Raw genomic sequence first — 23,133 nt, forward strand, 5'->3', positions numbered from 1 at the left:
ATGACAACCACCGTATTGATTACGGGTGCCAACAGGGGCCTGGGTCATGAAACCGCCCGGCGTCTTGCCGGGTGCGGGTGGCACGTAGTCCTCGGCGCGCGGGATCCCCTGCGCGGCGAACAGGCCATTCAAGAGCTGGCGCAGCAGGGCCTGCATGCAGAATTGCTGATCATCGATGTGATTTCCGAGGAGTCAGTGCGTCAGGCGGCGGCGGATTTCAGCAAGGTGCACGATCGCCTTGATGTTCTGATCAATAACGCCGGCGTTTCTGGCCCCTGGGGACACCCAAGAGAAACCTGCGCCGTAGCCCTGACGGAAATCTACCAAACCCAGGTTTTTGGCGTAGTTCGCATGATGCAGGCCTTTCTCCCCCTGCTGCAAGCCGCCGCCAACCCCAGAGTGGTGATGGTGTCCAGCTCGCTGGGCTCGTTTCATACCATGACCGGCAAAAGCGGCACCTTCGAGTCCAGAATATTGCAACTGGCCTATCCCTCTTCAAAAGCGGCGCTCAACATGCTGGTAACGCAATACGCCAAGGCGTTGCCGAAAATCAAGATTAACGCCGTTAACCCGGGCTTTACCCAAACCGATCTCAACCCTCTGGGTTGCCAGACGATAACCGAGGGTACTGATGCGATCGTGGCCCTGGCCTCCATCGCAAACGATGGCCCAACGGGAGGATTTTTTGATCGTTATGGCGAAATTCCCTGGTAATGCGCCAATGGCACCCTTTTCCGCTAAAGTCCGTTAATGTCTAAGCAATGCCTTATTTATATTAAGACATTGTTTCAAAATTCCTTCCGCATGTTGCTGACCTTTGTTTGAAAATTACCTTCAAAATAAACGTATTGGGCCGGTACCCTTACTTTTCTTGAGGAGGTTTTTTGTGCCGTGTCAAGCCCGCAATCGCCCTTAAATCGTGCCATTATTGGCCACAAAACAAGCAATTTATTGATTTTTATTAAAAAAACCATAAATCTCCCCCGGCCAAATAACTATTGAGCCGGGGGGTAAAAAGCCATATATTGGGCCCGTTTTTCTCACGGTAGTTAATTGTTCAATTCAATAATTCAACTAGGGCGTCATTGTTACCCCCAGTTGTAGGAGAGATATGATGACGGATAAAGTCCGTATTGATAATTTCGGTGTGAATTTAGAAAATGTAAATAACGAAACATATTTGGCGCGACAAGCTGAATTTGAATCGAATGTCAGGAGTTACCCCCGTAAATTGCCGTTGGCAATTGCGAAAGCCCAAGGCGTTTGGATCACTGATGTTGAGAATAATCAATATCTTGATTGCCTGGCTGGTGCGGGTACGCTGGCTCTGGGTCATAACCATCCTGACGTCCTCCAAAGCATCCAAAATGTCATTACCAGCGGCTTGCCGTTACATACCCTCGATCTTACAACACCGTTGAAAGATGAGTTTTCTGCCTATTTACTCTCTTTATTACCAGGTCAAGGCCAGGAATACTGCCTGCAGTTCTGTGGCCCTTCGGGCGCAGATGCGGTAGAAGCCGCACTGAAACTGGCGAAAAAGCATACCGGCCGTACCGGCGTGATCAGCTTCTCCGGCGGTTACCACGGCATGACCCATGGCGCACTGGCGGTCACGGGCAACCTGTCGCCGAAAGAAGCCATTAACGGCATGATGCCGGAAGTCCAGTTTATGCCTTACCCGCACGAATACCGCTGCCCGCTCGGCATCGGTGGCGAAGCCGGGGTCAAGGCGCTGACTTACTATTTCGAAAACCTGATCAATGACGTCGAAAGCGGCGTGCGCAAACCTGCGGCGGTCATTCTGGAAGCCGTTCAGGGCGAAGGCGGCGTTAACCCGGCCCCGGTCGAGTGGCTGCAGCGTATTCGCAAAGTCACGCAGGAACACGGCATTTTGCTGATCATCGACGAAGTTCAGGCTGGTTTTGCCCGTACCGGCAAACTGTTCGCCTTTGAACACGCCGGTATTGAGCCGGATATCATCGTGATGTCCAAAGCGGTTGGCGGCGGTTTGCCTCTGGCAGTATTGGGTATCAAGAAACAGTTCGACGCCTGGGAGCCTGGCCACCATACCGGCACTTTCCGCGGCAACCAACTGGCGATGGCTACCGGCCTGACCACCCTGCAACACCTCAAAGATAACCAGGTGGCCGAAAAGGTTGCCGCGCAAGGCGAATGGCTGAAAGCCAAGCTGGCCGAGCTGCAAAAACGTTATCCGGTGATTGGTCACGTGCGTGGTCTGGGTCTGATGATCGGTTTGGAAATTGTGAAACCGAACGAAGCGCAGGATCACATGGGCTGCTACCCGGCTGACGGCCAGCTCTCTGCCCTGCTGCAGAAGAAATGCTTCGAAGCCGGTCTGATCCTGGAGCGCGGCGGCCGTAACGGCTGCGTGCTACGTCTGCTGCCTTCCCTGCTGATCACTAACGACGAACTGGCTATCTTCCTGGATAAATTTGAACAGGCCCTGTTAGCTGCCGGCATCAAGCCGGTGGATGTGGAGTGAAGTCGATGTCCCGGTTAAACCCGATTCTGGCCGCTTCTGCGCAAAGCACAGAGGCCTACCAGCAAGCGATCGAACAGAGCAGTCAGGCCGTGGTGCAGTGGCTGCAACAACCCGAGATGTATCAGGGGAAAACCGTTGCCGAGCTGCGTGAACGCATCAAGCTTGATTTTACCCCTCAGGGCCTGGGCAACCAGGTCGCTATCGAACGCGCCATTGAGTATTTTTTAAAAGACAGCCTGTCGGTGCATCATCCGCAGTGCGTCGCACATTTGCATTGCCCTAGCCTGGTGATCAGCCAGGCTGCCGAAGTGTTGATCAACGCCACTAACCAGAGCATGGACTCTTGGGATCAAAGCCCGTCAGCGACCCTCATCGAGATGAAGCTGATTGAATGGTTGCGTACCCAGGTTGGTTACCAGCCTGGCGACGCCGGGGTGTTCACCAGTGGCGGTACCCAGAGCAACCTGATGGGGCTGATGTTGGCGCGCGACGCCTTCTTCGCCAAACAGGGCCACTCTGTGCAGCAAGATGGCCTGATTGGTAATCTGAGAAAGATTAAAGTGTTATGTTCTGAAAATGCCCACTTCTCGGTGCAAAAGAACATGGCTTTACTCGGCCTGGGTTACCAATCCGTGACGCTGGTGAAAACCGATCAATTCGCACGTATGGATCTGAACGATTTGGCCGAAAAACTGGCGCAGGCCAAGGCCAATGGCGAGCAGATCCTGGCGATCGTCGCCACCGCAGGTACCACGGATGCCGGGGCTATCGACCCGCTGCGCGGCATTGCGCAATTGGCGGCGGAACATCAGATCTGGGTGCATGTCGATGCGGCCTGGGGCGGCGCCTTGCTGCTTTCCAAGAAGTACCGCGACTATCTGGATGGCATTGAATTGGTGGACTCCGTCACCCTGGACTTCCACAAACAATTCTTCCAGACCATCAGCTGCGGTGCTTTCTTGCTGAAAGAAGCCCGTCACTATGAACTGATGCGTTATCAGGCGGCCTACCTGAACTCCGAGTTCGACGAAGCTCAGGGCGTTCCTAATCTGGTGTCCAAATCCTTGCAAACCACCCGCCGTTTTGATGCGTTGAAACTGTGGATGGGCCTGGAAGCTTTGGGGCAGGAGCAATATGCGGCGATCATCGATCATGGCGTAACGCTGGCGCAACAGGTGGCTCACTACATCGGCGATCGGCCGGCGCTGGAACTGGTCATGCAGCCGCAGCTGGCCAGCGTGCTGTTCCGCTACCGTCCGCAGCAGTTAGCCGCCGCCGGCGATGCCGCCGTGGCACTGCTGAACCAACGGATCGGCGATGCGTTGCTGGAGTCTGGCCGCGCCAACGTCGGGGTCACCGAGTTTAACGGCGTGACCTGCCTGAAAATGACGTTGTTGAACCCGACGGTCAGCCTGGACGATATCAAAGTCCTGCTGGCGCTGGTGGAAGAAACCGCGCAGCAGTTGCCTGCCGCCTAATCCGCCCGCTCTGCCCTAACCGGCAGCCAAAAGCCGATAACATTAGCTTGTTATCGGCTTTTTTGTTGGCAGAAGCAGCATTACCATCGTCCGCAGGAAAAGCATCTTCAGCAATCTGTCATCGGCGCAGCACTAAGGGTGTCCGGCCAAACCCCGTTAATGGCGCAGCGCATCGATCAACAAGGCAAACGCCGGGGGATGTTGCCTCCGGCTGGGATAATAGAGGTAGTAACCGGGAAATGTCGGACACCATTCATCCAGGATCTGGATAAGCTCCCCTGATTTGACTTCGTTTTGGATCATATCTTCGGGTACGCAGGCGATACCAAACCCTGACGACGCAGCGTCGATCCTCTCTGCCAACAGATTAAATGTCAGCTGCCCTTCCACTTTCACGCGCAACGGCTTACCGTCTTTCTCAAACTCCCAGTGGTATAGACCGCCGGCGGTAGGAAGCCGCATGTTGATGCAACGATGCTGCTGCAACTCGTGGGGCGTCTGCGGGATCCCGTGCTCTGCAAAGTAACTCGGCGCCCCCACAACCACCATTCGCATGTCCGGTCCGATTTTTACAGCAATCATGTCCTTATCTACGCTTTCCCCAAGGCGAATACCTGCATCGAAACGCCCTTCCACGATGTCAACGAAGCCATTATCCACCACCAGTTCGATATTGATTTCAGGGTATTCCCGGAGAAAAGGTTTTAGCTTCGGCCACAGCAGGCACCGCGCTGCATGCTCCCCGGCGGAAAGTCTGATGTTGCCCGAAGCGGTGCCATTTGGTTGGAGCAGGATTTCAAGTTCATGCTCAAGATCGGCAAGCCGTGGCTCGAGACAGGCGATTAACTTCTCCCCAACCTCCGTTGGGGCGACGCTGCGGGTGGTTCGGGTCAGAAGACGCGTATTTAAACGTTGTTCTAATGCCTTCACCGCATGGCTCAATGCCGACTGAGAAACCCCCAGCTTAGCCGCCGCTTTGGTAAAGCTTTTCTCTCTGGCAACCACCAGGAAAATTTGCAGCTCATTGAAGTTTTCTTTCAGCATGAGGTATTTCCTTAACGCATTGAGTAATGGCAGATAAAACTAATGACAACGCGCGATCTACGCAATCATTTTAGCCCGAAATGTCCAGCCAATTAGCGGCAAGATGCGTGAGTCATCGCAACACCCAATCCCTGGTATGCGCCAATGAGCAGGACGGTCTGTTGCTGTTTTGGCGGTGTTTGCATGCATGAAAGTATTCCTCTGTGTTTCCGTTGTCATGTGCGGTAAAAAATATAACTATGCTAAATAGATTACGGAAGACGCAGCATTTGTACTAATCACCTGCATCGGACGCCTCTCCTATCAATAAACCAGGATCCCCGACATGTCAGAACCCGATCTCAATTTACTGATTGCGCTCGATGCGTTGCTTACGCTCGGCAGCGTGGCCGAAGCTGCACGCCGCCTAAACCTCAGCGCTTCGGCCATGAGCCGCACGCTTGGCCGCTTGCGGGCAGTCACCGGAGATCCGTTACTGGTAAGGGCCGGCCGCAATATGGTGCTCACTCCCTATGCCGAAGAGATTCGTGAACGTACGCAAAACACCGTATTTGAGGCGCGTTCGATACTGCGCCCCTCGGTTTCAGAACTGAGTTTATCAACGTTGGAACGCACATTTACCCTGCGCGCCAACGAGGGCTTTGTCGAAGCATTCGGCGCCGCACTGATCTCCGCCGTGGCAACGGCAGCCCCGTTGGTGAGACTCTGTTTTGCGCCCAAACCGGAAAAAAGCTCCCGCCATTTGCGTGAGGGACGGGTTGATTTGGAAATCGGCGTTTTGGGGGATATGGGGCCGGAGATTCGCTTGCAGGCGCTGTTCCGCGACCGATTTGTCGCGGTGGTCAGAAAGGGCCATCCGTTGGAGCAGAAAGCCGACATTACCGCGCGAGCCTATGCTGACTGTGGCCATGTGGTCGCATCACGCCGTGGGCTGGTCAGCGGCCCGGTAGATCAGGGATTGGCTGAATTGGGGTTGGAGCGAAAAATAGCCGCCGTAGTGCCGAGTTTTCCCGCCGCGCTGGCGGTGGCTCAGGCGTCCGATCTGGTGGCATTGGTCCCTGCTTCTTTCCTGATCAATCAACCGCTGGGCACTGCGCTTTATATGTTTGAACTGCCGGTAAAAACCCAAAGCATCACCGTTTCGCAGATGTGGCACCCGCGTTTGGAGGCCGATGCTGCCCATCGTTGGCTGCGGCAATGGGTGTTGAAGGTGGTTCAACAACGCTTTGCCACGCTAAATACCTGAAAGCACTGTGCCGGCAGATATTCGAGCCTTAATTTTCATCGCGTCGGAAGTTTGAGTCAGGTATCACGATAACCACCCCTTTTCTTCTGTATTCTTTGATAAGGAATCTATTTTATCGGGAGATTAGGTGACATGAAAAAAACAGTTATATTCACCATGATGGCGCTGGGCAGCCTTATCGCCAACGCGCAGGCGAGCGACAAACTAGCTGGTAATGAAATACTTGCCGTTCAAAAAGGCGGTGTGCCAGACAAGGTTTTCACGCAGGATAAACCGCATTTGAAGATAGCCACCTATAACATCGGTAAAAATGAAGCCTCCTCTGCCGTCTCCGATTTCACTGCACTTAATTCGGCCATTAAAAGAATAGATGCGGATATCATCGCCATCCAGGAAGTGGACAATAAGACCCAGCGCAGTCAAAAACTCGATCAGCTTAAAAAAATCGCTGATGCCAATAAAATGCATTATGCCTTTGGCAAAGCGCTTGATTTCGATGGCGGCGAGTATGGGGTAGGACTGCTTTCCAAATATAAAATTCTACATTCACAGGTGGTGAAATTACCCTCGGGTGATGCCGAACAGCGCGTCACATTACTGGCGCAAGTTGAGGTTCCCGGATTTGATTCAGCGCCAATCATCATGGTCACCCATCTCGACTGGCAAAAAGATCCGGCAATACGCACTGAACAAGCACGCTACCTGTTGGATTTGAGTATTGGCGATGCCGCATCTGATTTCAAAGATATGGCTTCCTCGATCAAGATCCTCGCCGGCGATTTCAACTCGACTCAAGATGAACAGCCATTGAAAGAAATACGCTATTTTTTCAATGAAGTTGCGAAAGATGGAGCCGATACTCGCAGTTGGCCAGCGGTTAATCCCGCTATTGATATAGACCATATCTTCACATTTAAGGGGCAAAAGTGGAACGTGAAGAATCTGGATATCCCACATAATTCGCCTGAATTTACCTGGTCAACGGCAAGTGATCACCTGCCGGTTATTGCCGAGCTTGAGCTTTCAGAACAGTAAGGCCAATGAGGAAGCCAGTCACAGGCTTCCTCACTGTTTTTTACCCATCATGGTCCTTGCTGGCCTCAGACGCGAACCACCAGTTTGCCTTGCGCACGGTCATTCTCGATCATGCGGTGAGCGTTGGCGACATCGTCAAAGTCGAAGGTTTTCACCCGCAGCGACGGCATGGTCTGGTCCGCTACCTGTTGAGCAATCCACTTCAGCGGCGAGTCGGCCAAAGGCAGCGCTGGGGTGCCAAGCAACCCGCTGCCAAAGAAGGCCAAGCGTGTTGCATTGGGAAGATCGTTCATCAGATGCAGATTATCCAACACCGGTGCCCCGCCCAGCAGGCCTATTACCACTGCGGTACCAAAAGGTTTGAGCGCATTGAGGCTATCGCGCACCGTGGCGGCGCCAACCACCTCAAGGGCCACATCTACGCCTTCCGGCGCTACACCCCGTATTTGTTCTGCAATTTCATCGGTATCAATCACCACCGCATCAGCGCCAATAGCGGTCAGCCGGGCTGCGTTACTGGCCGATCGGGTGGTGGCGATAACCCGCTGTCCACGCGCCTTGGCATAGGCCACGGCAGCCTGCCCCACCGAAGAGGTCGCGCCGCGCACCAGCACCGTCTGCCCCGGTACGTTGTCAATTAAGCGGCCCAGAGCCCCCCATACGGTAAGATAGCTCTCCGGCAATGCGGCAAGTTCTTCCCATGAAAGGTTGATGCCGTCCAAATCAATGACGTTGCTGCGTAACACCGTGACCTCCTCGGCGTAGCTGCCGTTGCGGGTGAACTGCAATCCCCCCATGGCAGTGGCCACATGCTGCCCGGTGCGAAACAGGCCTGAAGCATCCTCAATCACTTCGCCTACGGCTTCAATCCCAGGCACAACCTGTCCGGCGATCGGGCCCATTTTACCGGCACGGCGGTAAATTTCGGCGCGGTTAAGACCAAACGCCCGTACCCGAATACGAACTTCATCCGCCTTTGGCGCGACAGAAGGAATATCGCGCAGTTGCAAAACGTCCGGGCCGCCAACTTGTTCAATCACATAAGCTTTCATAACCGTTCTCCAGTTCAACAGTGAGTTAATCAACGAGCTATCTCGCCGATAAGTTGAACTGTATAGATTCCAATATTGATGGGGAATACACGAAAATGGTAACATAAGTCTCATAAATGAGAGGGGTGTCGTATGGACTTTAACGCAACCAAAATGTTTGTCTCAGTAGTACAAGCAGGCAGTCTTTCGGCCGCCGCCGACAAGACCCATGTGCCGCTCCCTACCCTGAGCCGGCGCATACGTGAGCTGGAGCGCGAACTTGACGTGCAGTTGCTGGAGCGTTCGCCGCGCGGTATCAAGCTGACTGAAGCCGGCAGCCGTTTATATGAACATGCCAGCCGCGGGGTGGAAGCTCTGAATGAAGCTCAGCAGGCCGTGATGAACGATGAAACCCGGCTTAAAGGCCGCCTGCGTCTGTCGATGCCCCCCAACTTTGATCCCTGGTGGGACTTGCTGGGGGCTTTCCAACAACGGTTTCCCGAAATCAGCGTTAGCGTATTTTCAACGGAACGGCGGATCGATCTGGTACAGGATGGCATTGACGTTTCGCTCCGCGTCGGCACCATCGTGCATGAGTCTATGGTGGCACGACAAATGCTGAAGTATCGGCATCTGCTGGTCGCTGCGCCGTCATTACTGGCGCAGTTTGGCCAACCTGCCAGCGTGGAGGATTTGCATCGCTACCCTTGCGCGAGCTGGGCGGCGGACTCCAGCGCCCGTGGCCTCTGGCGGCTGGGCCATCAGGTGTTTGAGCCGAAGGCGGTACTGGTGGCGAACGATTACGCACTTTTACGCAGCAGAGCCGTCGCGGGTCAGGCGGTCACTGAGTTACCGCCCTTTATGGCGAACAAGGAGATCGCCGCCGGCCGTTTGTGCGCAGTCTTACCTTCTCACCCGTTGCCAGAACAAACGCTTAGCTTGCTCTATCCATCACAACGGCATCCCTCGCGACTGGTGCGGGCGTATCTCGATTTCTGTCAGGAACAGCTGAAAACCTACCTGAGTGCGAATGTTGAATAAGCCAGATAACGGCGAGATGGGACGATAAAATTCACAGGTGATTGATAGCGGGAAATTTAGCAGAGGACGGCGTTTTTTGGGATTTTCCGCTTTAAGATTAATAATGCTTTAATAGTGCCCACTATGCAGTACAGTAAAACGATGACGCCCAATCAATCGAAGCACTGCATAGTGGAATACTAATGTTAACGTAATGAGTTAATTTCTATAACCTTATGTAACTAAAGAAACTGAAAAGTAACCTGATAATCCTTTCTCGTTGCCAGAGCAAAAATATAAAAGCGACTGGGTTATATCTCTCTGTATAACACTCGTCCTTTTTACTTCCAGCAAACGCCTCAGGGTTTATAAATTAGTCAATAACCGCATCATTAACGCACAGCTTTAATCCAGAAAACGCGAGCGTATGCCCCACCCCATTCAACAATGATGCAGGGACTATTAAATGCTTTCGCCATTGCTTCTGTGTAAGGCGGTGCCTCATCCTATCTTCACGCAATAAATAATAACTGCGGCAGTTCAGCAGATACGGCTGGCGTATGTGGCTGCTACCTTCCTTTAAATAACCAGGCATCACAAATTTTGCGCGGGGGTACCTTGCGGGCTTGGGGAGTTGCTGGACGCCTAAGCCGCGTTCTCTCCAGAATGGAGCACGCTGCCCTGCAGTTGTTGCAATTCGGGCTAAGAATTTAGTTAGCAGGCAACATATCCTTAACTTTATAATGAATCAAATGGTACAATATCGACATTCCATCGTTTGATTTACGCTCTGCTTTCACTCCATCAGGGAACGGCATGGACGCGATCATTCGAGGTAAACATGAAGAAAAACATTATCTTGGAGTCTTTCAGACATGCCTGAATCAAATGCCCGTCCGGGTATAAAACTTAAACTATGGTGTTGTTTATTAGGGATAATCCTTACCGCTGTCGGCCTATTCTTCGCCATTGCCGGCGGTAAGCTGGTTTCGCTGGGGGGCAGCAGCTACTTTCTGATTGCCGGTACCGTTACCCTGCTTTCTGCCGTGCAATTCTTCCGTCGTAAATCTTCGGCCGTGCCGCTATTCCTGCTGGTGTTTGTCGGCACGCTGGTTTGGTCGGTGGTTGATGCCGGTTTCGATTTCTGGCCATTGGTTTCGCGGCTGATGGTCCCTGCCGGTTTGATGCTGTTGGCCTTGCTGAGCTGGCCGGCACTGCGTAAGCCAGAAGGCAAAACGCCGTTGGCAAAATTGTCTTACCTGCTAAGTGCGGTATTGGCCGTTGGCATGGTCGGTACCTTTGTGCAGATGTTCCAGCCACACCCTACCGTGGCTTTCAGCGGTGAGCCGTTGCCGCTGATCCCGGTGGACAAAAGCAAACAACAAAAAGATTGGGATAACTACGGCAATACCCCGGGTGGCAGCCGCTTCGTGGCGCTGGACCAAATCACCCGCGACAACGTGAAGGACCTTAAGGTCGCCTGGACCTTCCACACCGGCGATACTCCGTTGAGTCCGGATGGCAACGGCGCTGAAGATCAGCAAACGCCGTTGCAAATCGGCAACCGTATCTTCCTGTGTACGCCGCATAACAACGTGATTGCCGTCGATGCCGACAGCGGTAAAGAGATCTGGAAACGTGAAATCAACGCGAAATCCCAGGTCTGGAACCGTTGCCGCGGCCTGGCCTACTTTGATGTTGCCAAGCCCCTGCAACAACCGACCGTACCCGGCTCTACGCCCGCGACACCGGTCACCCTGGCTGCGGGCGACAGTTGCCAGCGCCGTATTCTGATGAATACCATCGATGCGCGCCTGGTGGCAATCAACGCCGATAACGGTGAATTCTGTCAGAACTTTGGCAACCAGGGCGTGGTTGATCTGAAAGTCGGTCTGGGCGATGCGGCCGATCCGAAATATCAGCTGACTTCCGCACCCACCCTGGCGGGCACCACCGTTGTCGTCGGCGGCCGCGTAGCCGATAACGTACAAACGGATATGCCTGGCGGCGTACTGCGCGGTTTCGACGTGATCACCGGCGCGATGCGCTGGGCGTTCGACCCGGGTAATCAGGATCCAAACTCGGCCTTAAAACCCGGCCAGACCTTTGTACGCAGCACCCCAAATTCCTGGGCACCGATGTCCTATGACCCGGCGATGAACACCGTGTTCCTGCCAATGGGCAGCTCCTCGGTAGATCTGTGGGGCGCTAACCGTAACGCATTGGATCACAAATACGGCGCTTCCATCCTGGCGTTGGACGCCACCACCGGTAAAGAGAAATGGGTTTATCAGACCGTTCATAACGACCTGTGGGATTTCGACCTGCCGATGCAGCCTAGCCTGATCGATTTCCCAATGAAGGACGGTACCACCAAACCGGCCCTGGTCATTGGTGCCAAAACCGGTCAGATCTTCGTGTTGGATCGCCATACTGGGAAGCCTTTGACCGAAGTGAAAGAGCTGCCGGTGAAAACCCGCACCATCCCCGGTGAGCAATACTCCGCCACTCAACCTTTCTCTGTCGGCATGCCACAAATTGGCGCTGAAAAACTGACTGAGTCCGACATGTGGGGCGCTACGCCGTTTGATCAGTTGATGTGTCGCATCAGCTTTAAATCCATGCGCTATGACGGCCTGTTTACCGCACCGGACACCGATATTTCACTCAGTTTCCCTGGCTCTCTGGGCGGCATGAACTGGGGTGGCCTGTCGACCGATCCGAACAACCATTACATCTTCGCCAACGACATGCGTTTGGGCCTGTGGGTACAGATGATCCCGCAAAAATCCGATGCCAATACCCCGGCCAGCAATGGCGGTGAATCGGTCAATGCCGGTATGGGTGCGGTGCCGTTAAAAGGCACGCCTTACGGCGTTAACAAAAATCGTTTCATGTCACCTCTGGGCATTCCTTGCCAGAAACCACCGTTTGGTACCCTGTCGGCGATCGACCTGAAAACGCAGAAAGTGGTGTGGCAAGTGCCGGCCGGTACGGTTCAGGATACCGGGCCTTTCGGTATCAAAATGCGTGCACCAATGCCGGTGGGCATGCCGACGCTCGGCGGCACGCTGGCGACGCAGGGCGGCCTGGTATTCATTGCCGGTACTCAGGATTACTACCTGCGGGCCTTTGACTCCTCCACCGGTAAAGAAGTGTGGAAAGCGCGCTTGCCTGTCGGCAGCGGCGGCACGCCAATGAGTTATGTTTCACCGACAACCGGCAAACAGTACATCGTGATTTCCGCCGGTGGCGCTCGTCAGTCGCCGGACCGTGGCGATTACGTCATTGCCTATGCACTTGATAAATAAATCTAACCACAGGTTATGATCGCAGCCCCCGCCTCACCGCGGGGGCTTTTTTATATTCCCAGGCAACGGTCTAATAGCCGAGACTTCATTAATCTGGCCCATTAAAAGGCGGAAATACGAGAGTATTCCTAATGTGTTAACCGACTTTATATCTCATTCTCTCTGGCGGCTTTTTATTGCGCAGAAACGGCTATTGAATATTTCCACCCGCAGGCTTTTTATTGGCTAGCATAAAAGACAGGTGGTTTTCAGAGGAAATGACGAATGAGTGTTCTACCCGAGCGCAGTGATGAAAAACCGCCTGTGGATATGGCTAATGAAATTTTTAATGGTTTACCTAATCTCATTGGCATGGGTAATAGCCTCGGGGGACATTTCAATAAGCTTTGGTGTGAATATACCGGCCTCTCCTCATTTGATAACCCAGGCGCTTGCTGGTTGAAAGCCCTGCACCCTGCCGAATATCCTCTTATCGAACCGCTATGGCAGCAGGCGATTGGCACGGCGACCTCTTTCGTTAATGAAGTTCGCCTGCGACAGTACAACGGCGAATACCGCTGGTTTTTAGTGTCTTTCGGCGCGAAGAAAAAGCCTGATAGCGAGGAAACAGATTGGTATCTGAGCGGCACCGATATCCATGATTCCGTATTGGAAAAACAGCGAATTACCACCACGCTGGCCGCGCAGAAAAACATGCTTGATGCCAGCGTCGACTGCATCAAGGTCATCAATAATGACGGGACGCTGCTGCACATCAACAGAGCCGGCAGCGTCGCGCTGGGCATCGATGAGCACCAACCACAATTTGGCATGCCCTGGCTGAATCTGCTGCAACCCGAAGTGCGCTCGCGCGGCAAAAAAGCGCTGCGTAAAGTGCTAACCGGTAAAAACGCCCGCTTCGCCGGCCTTAGCGCCACGCCTGACGGCAAGCTGCAGCACTGGGACAATATTCTCAGTCCGGTCTTCGATAACGAGGATCGAATAGAAAATATATTGTGCGTCTCGCGCGACGTTAGCTCTCAGCGAATAGCTGAAAAACGTTTGCTGATCGCCAGTCAGTATGACGAACTGACCGGTTTGCCCAACAGACGCTTATTCAAGAAAAGATTAAAGCAGGAAATGAAGCGAGCCCTGAGCAGCAATAAATCGCTCGGGTTGATTTTGCTGGACCTGGACCATTTTAAGCTGGTTAACGACACCCTAGGGCACGCTGCCGGCGATCATCTGCTGCGCGTGTTGTCCCGCCGGCTGACGGCTTATTTAAATCCGAACTCGTTCGTTTCCCGCCTGGGCGGCGATGAGTTTGCGATTGTGATCGGCGACGTCGAAAACGAGCAGGATATTTACAAAATCGCCAATACCTTTCTGTTGCAGCTTGAGTCACCCATTACCCATGGCGGCAAGGCGTTGCATTGCGGCATGAGTATCGGCTGCGCCCTCTATCCTCAGGATGCCCGCGACGCCTCGGAATTGATGAAATGCGCCGATACCGCGTTATACGAACTCAAGGACGGCGGCCGGGGCGGCGTGTACATGTTTAATCCACAGATGATGGATAAGGCCAAAGAGCGTGCGGCGCAGCTTAATCACGCACGGCAGATAGTTCGCGATAATCAAATCCGCCCCAGCTACCAACCCAAGGTCAGCCTGGCAACCGGTGCCATTGTGGGCTTTGAGGCGCTGCTGCGCTGGTATTGTCCGCATCATGGTATGAAGATGCCAGATACCGTCGTCGAAGCATTCAACGATTACGAATTGGCAACCAAGATCAGCGAAACCATGCAGATGAAGGTTTTTGCCGATATCGCCACTTGGATCGCGTCTGGCGTGGAGGTGTTGCCGGTGTCTTTGAACGCCGCACCTATCGAATTTTTACGTGATAACTACGCCGAAACTTTCCTGCGGCGTCTGCAAATGTTTCGCATCCCCCACCATCTTATCGAGCTGGAGGTCACTGAACATGCCTTCAACAAACACGGGTCGAAGTATGTGCTGCGAGCCTTGCAAATGCTTAAGGAAATGGGGATCAGGATCGCGCTTGATGACTTTGGCACCGGCCATTCCTCCTTTACGCACCTGATGGACTACCCTCTGGACTGCATCAAGTTGGATCGGGATTTCATCCGCCGCATGAATAATGAACCGGCGATTTTGGGCATCGTGGAAAGCATGGGGATTTTGGGGCAGAAATTATCCATTGATATTATTGCGGAAGGCATTGAAACCGAGCTACAGCGGCAAACGCTGCGTGATTCCGGCTATCACCTGGGGCAAGGGTTTCTGTTCAGCCAGGCCGTTGAAGCGACCCAAGTCATCAATATGCTACGAGAAAACGTCCCTTCAAACACCTGAACCGGTACAATACTTTCCGGGACTTCTTAAGGAAAGGCATGATGATTCGACAGTTCATCAAAGGCGATGAAATTGCGCTGTTTCGCGTTTTTTTCTCTGCGGTGCATGAGGTCGCATCACGCGACTACACCACTGAGCAGGTCAATGCCTGGGCTCCCGCCGATACTGATCCCCAGCTTTGGGCGGCTCGCATAAGAGATTTGCATCCCTTTGTCGTTGAGATTGATAAACAGATTGTCGGCTATGCCGATCTCCAGCCTGACGGCTATATCGACCATTTCTATGTATCCGGCGCCTGTCCCCGACAAGGCATTGGGACCTTATTGATGAATCGAATCCATGAAGAGGCCAGACTGTTAGGGCTTAAAGAGCTGACCTCAGACGTCAGTAAAACCGCAGAACCCTTCTTTATGCGCCAGGGATTTCAGGTCGTTGAGCGGAAAAGTCCGGTCCTGCGCGGCATCGTGCTGCAAAATGCTTTCATGCGTAAAAATCTCGACGTTTAAGCCCCTCACGCTCACCGAGCGCTCCCCCTTCTTTGCAACCTGACCGTTTGTAAAATTAGTTAGCCAATTTTGTTCGTTCACAGATTTAGCGGCTTGAAGGATAGTGAGTTGACCGCCTCAACAACATAATAATGCAGGTAATAATAATGATATATCGCGCAAAACTCACCGCAGCGGCGGCTCTTCTGAGCCTTTCCGCCCTGGCCCATGCCGCACCGGGGCTGGACCTGATCGCCAACGAAACCCCTATTCATACCCAGAAGGATCCCGAGGCTGCGGCCAAAATCCCCGCCGGGTTCAAATTCGTTGAACCGGGGACGCTGACCGTAGCCGTCGCGATCTTGGGCAGCGGCCCACCATTCGGTCTGTACGCGCGCGACAATAAAACGGTGATTGGCAGCGAGTCGGATATTGCCAGGCTGGTTGCCGACGGCCTGGGGTTGAAACTGAAACTGGTTCCGACCTCATGGGAAGACTGGCCGTTAGGCGTCACCTCGGGTAAATACGACGCCGCGGTTTACAACATTACCGTCACTCAGGAACGTAAAACCAAATTCGACTTCGCCACCTATCGCCAGGATACGTTGGGCTTCTACGTGAAATCCGACAGTAAGATCACCTCGATCAAATCGGCGCCGGACATTGCCGGCAAAAAGATCATCGTAGACTCCGGCACCAATCAGGAAGCCGTGCTGCTGGCCTGGGATAAAGAGAACCAGGCCAAGGGGTTACCGGCCCTTCAGCCGATTTATGTCACTGACAAGGCGGCGTCGACGCTGGCGATCCAGTCCGGCCGTGCGGATGCGACCTTCGGGCCGAACGTGTCCGGCGCTTATCAGGCAAAATTGACCGGTAAAACCCGGTTGGTCGGCATCGTGCCGGGCGGCTGGCCGCGCAGCGCCAACATTGCCGTTACGCTGAAGAAAGGCAATGGTTTGGTGGAAGCGGTGCAGGCGTCGCTCAATAGCGCTATTGCCAACGGCAGTTATCTGAAAGTGTTGGATCGCTGGGCGGAAAGCGACGAGAAAATCGAACGATCCGACATCAACCCACAGGGATTGGGCGATAAATAATAACCACGCGGGGCCCTGAATGGGCCCTCGTTTTGTCAGCTCTCGGCGCGATGTTTCTCCATCTTGCGGTAAAGCGTGCTGCGCGAGATCCCTAATCGTTTTGCCGCCAGGCTGATATTGCCCTTGGCGTTTCGAATAGCCGTCAACATGTCTACCGATACGCTCTGCGGCGCTACGGGGCGAGCAAGCAGATGAAACTGCTCCGGCAGATCCTCAAGCCTGATCAGGTTACCGTCATCAGCCAACGCCAGCAGCACTTTCAAGGTGCTCAACAACTGCCGCACATTACCGGGCCAGGAATAACCGGCCAAGGCGGTGATAGCGTCCGGCGCCAGTCTTATGCCCCGCGCATCCCCCCCCAATTCGCTCCAGAGATTGAGGATAAAACGATCAACGTGTGCGCGCTGCCGCAGCGGCAAGATGCGCAGGCTGAATTCCTGAATGCGATACAGCAAATCTTCGCGGAATGCCCCTGTCGCGACCCGCTGTTCCAGATCCTGATGGGTGGCACAGATAAGCGAGAAATCGACCGCATAGCTGACGCGGCTGCCGAGCGGCGTGACTGTCTTTTCCTGCAGCACCCGCAATAACCGGGTCTGCAAACTCAATGGCATATCGCCAATCTCATCAAGGAACAGCACCCCGCCGTCGGCCTCTCTGATCTTGCCGACGTACCCTTTGGTGCTGGCGCCGGTAAACGCCCCTGGCGCATAGCCAAAAAGTTCGGACTCGATCAGACTTTCCGGCAGGGCTGCACAGTTGATAGCCACAAAATTGCCCTGTCGCCGGTGGCATTCCTTGAACAAACGCTGGCTGAAATACTCTTTACCGCAGCCGGTTTCCCCGCTAATGCATAGCGCCAGCCCGGCATTAAGAATACGCAGGGCCTTCTGTCGGTCTGCTCCGTCACGATCATAAGGCTGCAGCTGCGGCCTGACGCACTGCGATGGGCGTTCCGGCATCTGCAACAGTGAATAATAGTGACGATTATTCACCGCCAGAGTCTGTCGCGGCGCATTCATTGTCTGGAGGGACATTTCCGGAAACAGCGTGGCAAAGTCCATCGACCCAAAGGCCGCCGCGCTGAGATTGAATTCTTGCATCGCTAATCGGTTGGCCGCGGTGAGGATCTCATCGCGAAACACCAATATCATCTCATGGGCGCTGCCGAGAACCCGCGCATCGCTGTGCAGGCGCAGTGTCCAATGTCGGTCGGTGACACAGCTTTTCACCCATTGATGTTCAATGTGCCGGACAGCCTGCAGAATCAACGAACCTGCTTCGCTGTAAGGATGTTGGGCCGGCGTCGAGATATCCAATACGCCGGCGATCAGGCCGTCGGGGCGATAAATCGGCGCTGCGGAGCAGTAAAGCCCGGCATTCTGATTGAGAAAGTGCTCGTCGCCATTGACTTCGCACAGCGCCCCCATTGCCAAAGCGGTACCGATGGCATTGGTGCCACGCTCCTGCTCGCCCCACAGATTGCCCGGAGCCAGAGAAACCCGCGATGCCTTACACAAAAAGTGCGTGTTGCCACAGGTTTCCAGCACCAGTCCACCGGCGTCGGACACCACCACAATGGAGGGTTGTCGGTTGATCTCACCACCCAAGCGCTCGATCAGCGGCCGCGCGAGCTGCGCAACCCAACCGTTTTGCCCCCGCACTTCTTTCAACAGGGTCGGCCGGATAAAAGGAACATGGTCGTCGCTTCGATTGAGGCCATAGTGCCGGCTGCGTAACCAGGATTCGGAAAGTGGGCCGGAGAGTGACAGGCGATCGTCGTCAGAGATACACCCGGTCTGGGTGGTCTGGTCTTTATGCAGCATACCCAACTCCCGCCAATTAAAGTGTTGCATTTTTGTATCATGAATGTGTCTCATGCGTTGCGACATGGAACACAAAAAACAATAGAAATGAATAGTAAGCCAGGGGCTTTATTGGCATTGATAGCTATTATTCTTTTTTAATTAGTTGATATTTTTATATTATTTATTTATGTGGCACGGCTTTCCATCAATGTGGCATGGGCAATGCTTAAGTGTCTGTAGAGTGCCGGCAATCAGGCACCACCCTTACAGTCTCCGTTCCCATGAGAGGTGTTACATGAAATACGTTCATCCCGGTTTGCCTGGTTCGTTGGTTTCTTTCAAACAGCGCTACGGCAACTACATTGGCGGCAAATTTGTCGAACCCGTTTCAGGCAACTACTTCACCGACACCTCCCCGATGACAGGTCAGACTGTCGCCGAATTCCCGCGCTCCGACGCGAAAGATATCGAACAAGCGCTGGATGCGGCGCATGCGGCAGCCGAAACCTGGGGGAAAGCCAGCGTTCAGGAAAGGTCTAATGTGCTGCTGGCGATCGCAGATCGTATGGAGTCAAAGCTCGAATTGCTGGCACTGACCGAAAGCTGGGATAACGGCAAACCGATCCGCGAAACGCTGAACGCGGACATTCCGCTGGCGATCGACCACTTCCGCTATTTCGCCGGCTGTTTGCGTGCGCAGGAAGGCACCGCCGCTGAGATCGATCAAAACACCGTGGCCTACCATATCTATGAGCCACTGGGCGTGGTTGGGCAGATTATTCCCTGGAACTTCCCGCTGTTGATGGCCGCATGGAAACTAGCCCCGGCGCTGGCCGCCGGCAACTGCGTGGTGCTTAAACCGGCGGAGCAAACCCCGCTCAGCATCTGCGTGCTGCTGGAAATGATTGGTGACTTGCTGCCGCCGGGCGTGCTCAATGTGGTTCACGGTTTCGGTAAAGAAGCCGGTGAGGCATTGGCAACCAGCAAGCGTATCGACAAAATCGCCTTTACCGGTTCAACCCCGGTAGGCCGCCATATTCTGGCCTGTGCGGCGGAAAATATCATTCCCAGCACCGTGGAGCTGGGCGGTAAATCGCCTAACATCTTCTTTGAAGACATCATGCAGGCGGAACCCGAATTCATCGACAAGGCGGTTGAGGGGCTGATTCTTGGCTTCTTCAACCAGGGTGAAGTCTGTACCTGCCCTTCGCGCGCCCTGATTCAGGAATCGATTTACCCGCAATTTATGGAAAAAGTGCTGGCGCGCATCACCACCATTCGTCAGGGTGACCCCTTTGACACCGACACCATGATCGGTGCTCAGGCGTCCCAACAGCAGTTCGACAAGATCCTGTCTTACATCGAGATCGCTAAAAACGAAGGCGGCAAAATCATTGCCGGCGGCGAGCGCGCCAGCCATGAGCAAACTTTGCAAAGCGGTTTTTATCTGCAGCCCACCTTAATCACCGGCAATAACAGCATGCGTTTCTTTCGTGAAGAGATCTTCGGACCGGTGATCGGCGTGACCACCTTCAAAGATGAAGCCGAAGCACTGGCATTGGCCAACGACAGTGAGTTCGGGCTGGGTGCCGGTTTGTGGACTCGCGACGTAAATCGCGCCTATCGCATGGGGCGCGCCATCAAGGCCGGACGCGTGTGGACCAACTGTTATCACCTGTATCCGGCGCATGCTGCCTTCGGCGGCTACAAAAACTCCGGCGTCGGCCGCGAGACCCACAAGGTAGCGCTGTCGCATTACCAGCAGGTCAAAAACCTGTTGGTCAGTTACGACAGTAAACCGCTCGGGCTGTTTTGATTTTTAGCGTTACTGCAAACTAAGGCCACCTCGGTGGCCTTAGTTATTTGCGCGGGATTATGATGCGGAGAGATCGATAACCATGCGGCCACGGATAGTGCCCGACTTCATCTCTTCGAAGATCGCGTTGATGTCGCCCAACGGACGCTTTGTCACTTTCGGCGTCACTTTGCCCTCGGCGGCAAACTGGAAAGCTTCTTTAAGGTCTTCACGGGTTCCCACCAACGAGCCCACAACCTGAATACCGTCCAATACCAAGCGTGGAATGCTCAGATCCATACTCTCTGGCGGTAGCCCCACGGCGACCACTTTGCCCCCTGCGCGAACCGCATTGACCGCAGAATTAAAGGCTGAACGCGCCACCGCGGTGACTACGGCAGCATGCGCGCCCCCGACTTTTTGCTGAATGATTTCTTCGGCGTTTTCAGTTTTGGAGTTGATGACCAGATCGGCGCCGATTTCTTTGGCGAAATCCAACTGCCCCTGGTTGACGTCAATGGCGATCACTTTGGCGTTGAACACGTTCTTGGCATACTGCAATGCCAGGTTGCCCAAGCCGCCCAGGCCGTAAATCGCGATCCACTGCCCCGGTTTGATGTCGGAAATTTTCACCGCCTTATAGGTGGTGACGCCGGCACAGGTAATGCTGCTGGCTGCAAAGGAGTCCAGGCCATCCGGCACCTTGACCGCATAGTCCGCCACTACGATGCACTCTTCCGCCATACCGCCGTCGACACTGTAACCGGCATTTTTCACCGAGCGGCACAGCGTTTCGTTACCATTAACGCAATATTCGCAATGGCCACATCCCTGATAGAACCAGGCGACGCTGGTGCGATCCCCGACTTTCAACGAAGTGACACCTTCACCTACGGCGGTGACTACCCCAATCCCTTCGTGCCCCAGGGTGATGCCGGGCACTTCGCCAAAATCGCCATTCTTGACGTGAAGATCGGTATGGCAAACGCCACAACACTCCATTTTCAGCGCGGCCTCACCGTGTTTCAGTGGACGAAGCTGTTTATCCTGAATATCGACACTGTGGTCTTTAGTCACTACGGCTGCTTTCATAGGATATCTCTCCTCAGGTGAGTTGAAGTACAGTTGTTAATGTAGTTACTCATAACCCTGAGGGCAAGAAATGTGGGGTTTTGTTTAAAAACAAATATTTAATATCAACCAGCACGATTACGGTCGTGAAACGAAAATAATGATTAACGCTTGGTTTTAGTGATTTTTGTCGCTTTGGCGGGGTTACCGGCAACGAACTCCAGCGTTGGCGAATAGTAAAAAGGCAACCAGGCATGGTAACTGCTTTCCCACTCCCATTTTACCGGGCAGGGCCACAGAATATCTTCATGCAGAATGTAGTAGACCCATCGGCCATGCGGGCGGCGTGGTTTGGTGGTGCGCATAGCGTCTGACTTCTTCGGGGCGGATCGGTTATCGCTGATATTCAATGGCCCGCAGTCGCAGAGTCACGTTGCAGGCCTTGGGGGCAACATCCTTCGTGATGGGATAAAAATGGCCGATCTTCATGTTAAATTCTCTTTGTCATCAGGGATACAGAGTTACCTGGCACAAATTTAACATGGACCGCGGTCCGCAAGCCATCTTTCCCGCCAGCATGCTCACTGCCTGAGACCGGCGGCTGCGGACTTGCTCGTGCTCTGCCTCAGCTGGCTTGCTTTAACGCCTCTTGCCGCAGAATCGATTGAATATAGGCATTATTGTTTTTTAACGTCACAAAGTCGCCGCTGGCGACGATACCAATTCACGAATAAATCGACTCAGGACGCCAATTCACCACCGCCCGCGTAGGCAGTCTTACCGGCAATCTTCATCACTTCGGCCCCCAGTGTGACAAAAGGCGCTTGTCGACAGGCATAAATCAGCCCGCCGGCCTTGGCACGCACCGCTTTTACCGTATCGGTGATCGGGTCGATAATTTCGGCCACCGCCTCGTCGGCTTCCACCCATTCCCCCGGCTGGCGCAACAACAGCAGAATACCGCTGGCGGATGCGGTAACGATCTCCCCGGCGGCGAACGGCAGCATCGCCACTTCACATTGCGGTATCGCCGGAGAGGGTCCGGCAACGGCGCCTCGGTGCTGTAAATAACGGTACAAGCGTTCTGCGTCACCGCTGGCCAATTCATGGCTGACATCCCGCTGTCCGCGTAACTCCAGCGTAACCGCCATGCAGCCCGGTTTGAGCTGGCTTAGGTCAGGATGCTGTTGCGCCAGCCGAAGCCAGGGCAAACCGCAGGCTTCATCAAATGAGCCGCCACCGCTGTCTTGCGAAAGCAGTACCGCCGCTATGTTCATAAAGCGCGCCAGAATTTCGGCCTGCCGTTCCCAGGCCGGATCGGCGTACATATGCAAGATCGCCCGATCGTCACAGTGCAGATCCAGCACTACATCGGCATCACAGGCCAGTAGCAGCAATTGCCGCCGCAGCGCCGTGACTTCACTGCCCTCGGTCATGGCTTGCAAAACGGTACGCATGGCGGCCCGGACTTGCGGCTGAAGAGGTTCCGAGGCGGTAAAATCGTGGTTTTGCAGCAGACGCGCCAGGTCGGGAAAATCGCGGTTGAAGTTGCGACCGCTAACCAGGTCGAAGCGCCCTACGCCGCCGTTGAGCAGTACCTGCGCCAGCCCTGGAGGATTAGCCAGCGGCACCAGAATTATTTCGCTTTGCAGCTCACCACGCCGTTCCGCCTGGCTGAGTAATCTTTTAAGATAATGCAGCACCAGCATGCCGGGCAGTTCGTCGGCATGCAGACCGGCCTGCAGGTAAATTTTTTCGCCTTTGCCCGGCTGGCCGAAATGAAAACTGGTGAATTGGCGCTGCCCCCCCAGGGCATGTTCAGGTAACTTATGATGTTTACTTTTCATTGGACGCCCT

The 23,133-nt window shown here is 54.1% G+C and carries 17 protein-coding genes; 11 read left to right on the plus strand and 6 right to left on the minus strand.

Features of this window, described 5'->3' with window-relative positions; genetic code table 11:
• From ACMGG1_RS11810 to ACMGG1_RS11820, 3 genes are all read left to right on the plus strand, one after another.
• Complete coding sequence (locus ACMGG1_RS11810) at nucleotides 1–714, plus strand: SDR family NAD(P)-dependent oxidoreductase (RefSeq protein ID WP_142815213.1); 714 nt, start codon at nucleotides 1–3, stop codon at nucleotides 712–714.
• Nucleotides 715–1,114: 400 nt separating this feature from the next.
• The gene (locus tag ACMGG1_RS11815; RefSeq protein WP_020826882.1) at nucleotides 1,115–2,506 is read left to right on the plus strand and encodes a diaminobutyrate--2-oxoglutarate transaminase; all 1,392 of its coding nucleotides are present in this window, start codon (nucleotides 1,115–1,117) and stop codon (nucleotides 2,504–2,506) included.
• Nucleotides 2,507–2,511: 5 nt separating this feature from the next.
• Nucleotides 2,512–3,984 (plus strand): pyridoxal phosphate-dependent decarboxylase family protein, encoded by a 1,473-nt coding sequence (locus ACMGG1_RS11820; protein ID WP_414161423.1) that lies wholly within the window; start codon nucleotides 2,512–2,514, stop codon nucleotides 3,982–3,984.
• 156 nt (nucleotides 3,985–4,140) lie between these two features.
• On the opposite strand, the gene ACMGG1_RS11825 is transcribed toward ACMGG1_RS11820, so the two are convergent.
• Complete coding sequence (locus ACMGG1_RS11825; protein WP_129940603.1) at nucleotides 4,141–5,028, minus strand: LysR family transcriptional regulator; 888 nt, start codon at nucleotides 5,026–5,028, stop codon at nucleotides 4,141–4,143.
• A gap of 325 nt (nucleotides 5,029–5,353) precedes the next feature.
• Between ACMGG1_RS11825 and ACMGG1_RS11830 the strand changes: the two genes are divergently transcribed.
• On the plus strand, nucleotides 5,354–6,274 hold the full coding sequence (locus ACMGG1_RS11830; RefSeq protein ID WP_262255447.1) for a LysR family transcriptional regulator: 921 nt from the start codon (nucleotides 5,354–5,356) through the stop codon (nucleotides 6,272–6,274).
• Between the two features lie 132 nt (nucleotides 6,275–6,406).
• Nucleotides 6,407–7,309 (plus strand): endonuclease/exonuclease/phosphatase family protein, encoded by a 903-nt coding sequence (locus ACMGG1_RS11835; RefSeq protein ID WP_048758948.1) that lies wholly within the window; start codon nucleotides 6,407–6,409, stop codon nucleotides 7,307–7,309.
• A gap of 65 nt (nucleotides 7,310–7,374) precedes the next feature.
• On the opposite strand, the gene ACMGG1_RS11840 is transcribed toward ACMGG1_RS11835, so the two are convergent.
• On the minus strand, nucleotides 7,375–8,361 hold the full coding sequence (locus tag ACMGG1_RS11840) for a zinc-binding dehydrogenase (protein WP_414161424.1): 987 nt from the start codon (nucleotides 8,359–8,361) through the stop codon (nucleotides 7,375–7,377).
• Between the two features lie 132 nt (nucleotides 8,362–8,493).
• Here ACMGG1_RS11840 and ACMGG1_RS11845 point away from each other — a divergent pair, with 132 nt between their 5' ends.
• The 5 genes from ACMGG1_RS11845 to ACMGG1_RS11865 all read left to right on the plus strand — a co-directional run bounded on the left by ACMGG1_RS11845 (nucleotide 8,494) and on the right by ACMGG1_RS11865 (nucleotide 16,602).
• Nucleotides 8,494–9,381, plus strand: a complete 888-nt coding sequence (locus ACMGG1_RS11845) for a LysR family transcriptional regulator (protein WP_187962884.1) — start codon at nucleotides 8,494–8,496, stop codon at nucleotides 9,379–9,381.
• Between the two features lie 854 nt (nucleotides 9,382–10,235).
• On the plus strand, nucleotides 10,236–12,671 hold the full coding sequence (locus tag ACMGG1_RS11850; RefSeq protein ID WP_414161425.1) for a glucose/quinate/shikimate family membrane-bound PQQ-dependent dehydrogenase: 2,436 nt from the start codon (nucleotides 10,236–10,238) through the stop codon (nucleotides 12,669–12,671).
• A 264-nt stretch (nucleotides 12,672–12,935) separates the two neighbouring features.
• A complete protein-coding gene (locus ACMGG1_RS11855; protein WP_414161426.1) occupies nucleotides 12,936–15,023 on the plus strand; it encodes an EAL domain-containing protein in 2,088 nt (695 codons plus the stop codon).
• Nucleotides 15,024–15,061: 38 nt separating this feature from the next.
• Nucleotides 15,062–15,529 (plus strand): GNAT family N-acetyltransferase, encoded by a 468-nt coding sequence (locus tag ACMGG1_RS11860; RefSeq protein ID WP_414161427.1) that lies wholly within the window; start codon nucleotides 15,062–15,064, stop codon nucleotides 15,527–15,529.
• A 146-nt stretch (nucleotides 15,530–15,675) separates the two neighbouring features.
• On the plus strand, nucleotides 15,676–16,602 hold the full coding sequence (locus ACMGG1_RS11865) for an ABC transporter substrate-binding protein (protein WP_128864903.1): 927 nt from the start codon (nucleotides 15,676–15,678) through the stop codon (nucleotides 16,600–16,602).
• Nucleotides 16,603–16,637: 35 nt separating this feature from the next.
• Here ACMGG1_RS11865 and ACMGG1_RS11870 read toward each other — a convergent pair whose 3' ends face one another.
• The gene (locus tag ACMGG1_RS11870; RefSeq protein WP_414161428.1) at nucleotides 16,638–18,428 is read right to left on the minus strand and encodes a sigma-54-dependent Fis family transcriptional regulator; all 1,791 of its coding nucleotides are present in this window, start codon (nucleotides 18,426–18,428) and stop codon (nucleotides 16,638–16,640) included.
• Nucleotides 18,429–18,705: 277 nt separating this feature from the next.
• Here ACMGG1_RS11870 and ACMGG1_RS11875 point away from each other — a divergent pair, with 277 nt between their 5' ends.
• Nucleotides 18,706–20,226: an aldehyde dehydrogenase family protein gene (locus ACMGG1_RS11875; protein ID WP_020826870.1), complete on the plus strand. Its 1,521-nt coding sequence runs from the start codon at nucleotides 18,706–18,708 to the stop codon at nucleotides 20,224–20,226.
• 57 nt (nucleotides 20,227–20,283) lie between these two features.
• Here ACMGG1_RS11875 and adhP read toward each other — a convergent pair whose 3' ends face one another.
• The 3 genes from adhP to ACMGG1_RS11890 all read right to left on the minus strand — a co-directional run bounded on the left by adhP (nucleotide 20,284) and on the right by ACMGG1_RS11890 (nucleotide 23,123).
• Nucleotides 20,284–21,297, minus strand: coding sequence for an alcohol dehydrogenase AdhP (gene adhP / locus ACMGG1_RS11880; RefSeq protein ID WP_020826869.1), 1,014 nt, complete (start codon nucleotides 21,295–21,297; stop codon nucleotides 20,284–20,286).
• Between the two features lie 143 nt (nucleotides 21,298–21,440).
• Nucleotides 21,441–21,641, minus strand: coding sequence for a hypothetical protein (locus ACMGG1_RS11885; protein ID WP_020826868.1), 201 nt, complete (start codon nucleotides 21,639–21,641; stop codon nucleotides 21,441–21,443).
• Between the two features lie 375 nt (nucleotides 21,642–22,016).
• Nucleotides 22,017–23,123 (minus strand): succinylglutamate desuccinylase/aspartoacylase family protein, encoded by a 1,107-nt coding sequence (locus ACMGG1_RS11890; RefSeq protein ID WP_122079311.1) that lies wholly within the window; start codon nucleotides 23,121–23,123, stop codon nucleotides 22,017–22,019.
• Nucleotides 23,124–23,133 lie beyond the last annotated feature (10 nt).

This window comes from Serratia sp. BNK-12, from assembly GCF_047456085.1.
Taxonomy (GTDB): domain Bacteria; phylum Pseudomonadota; class Gammaproteobacteria; order Enterobacterales; family Enterobacteriaceae; genus Serratia; species Serratia liquefaciens.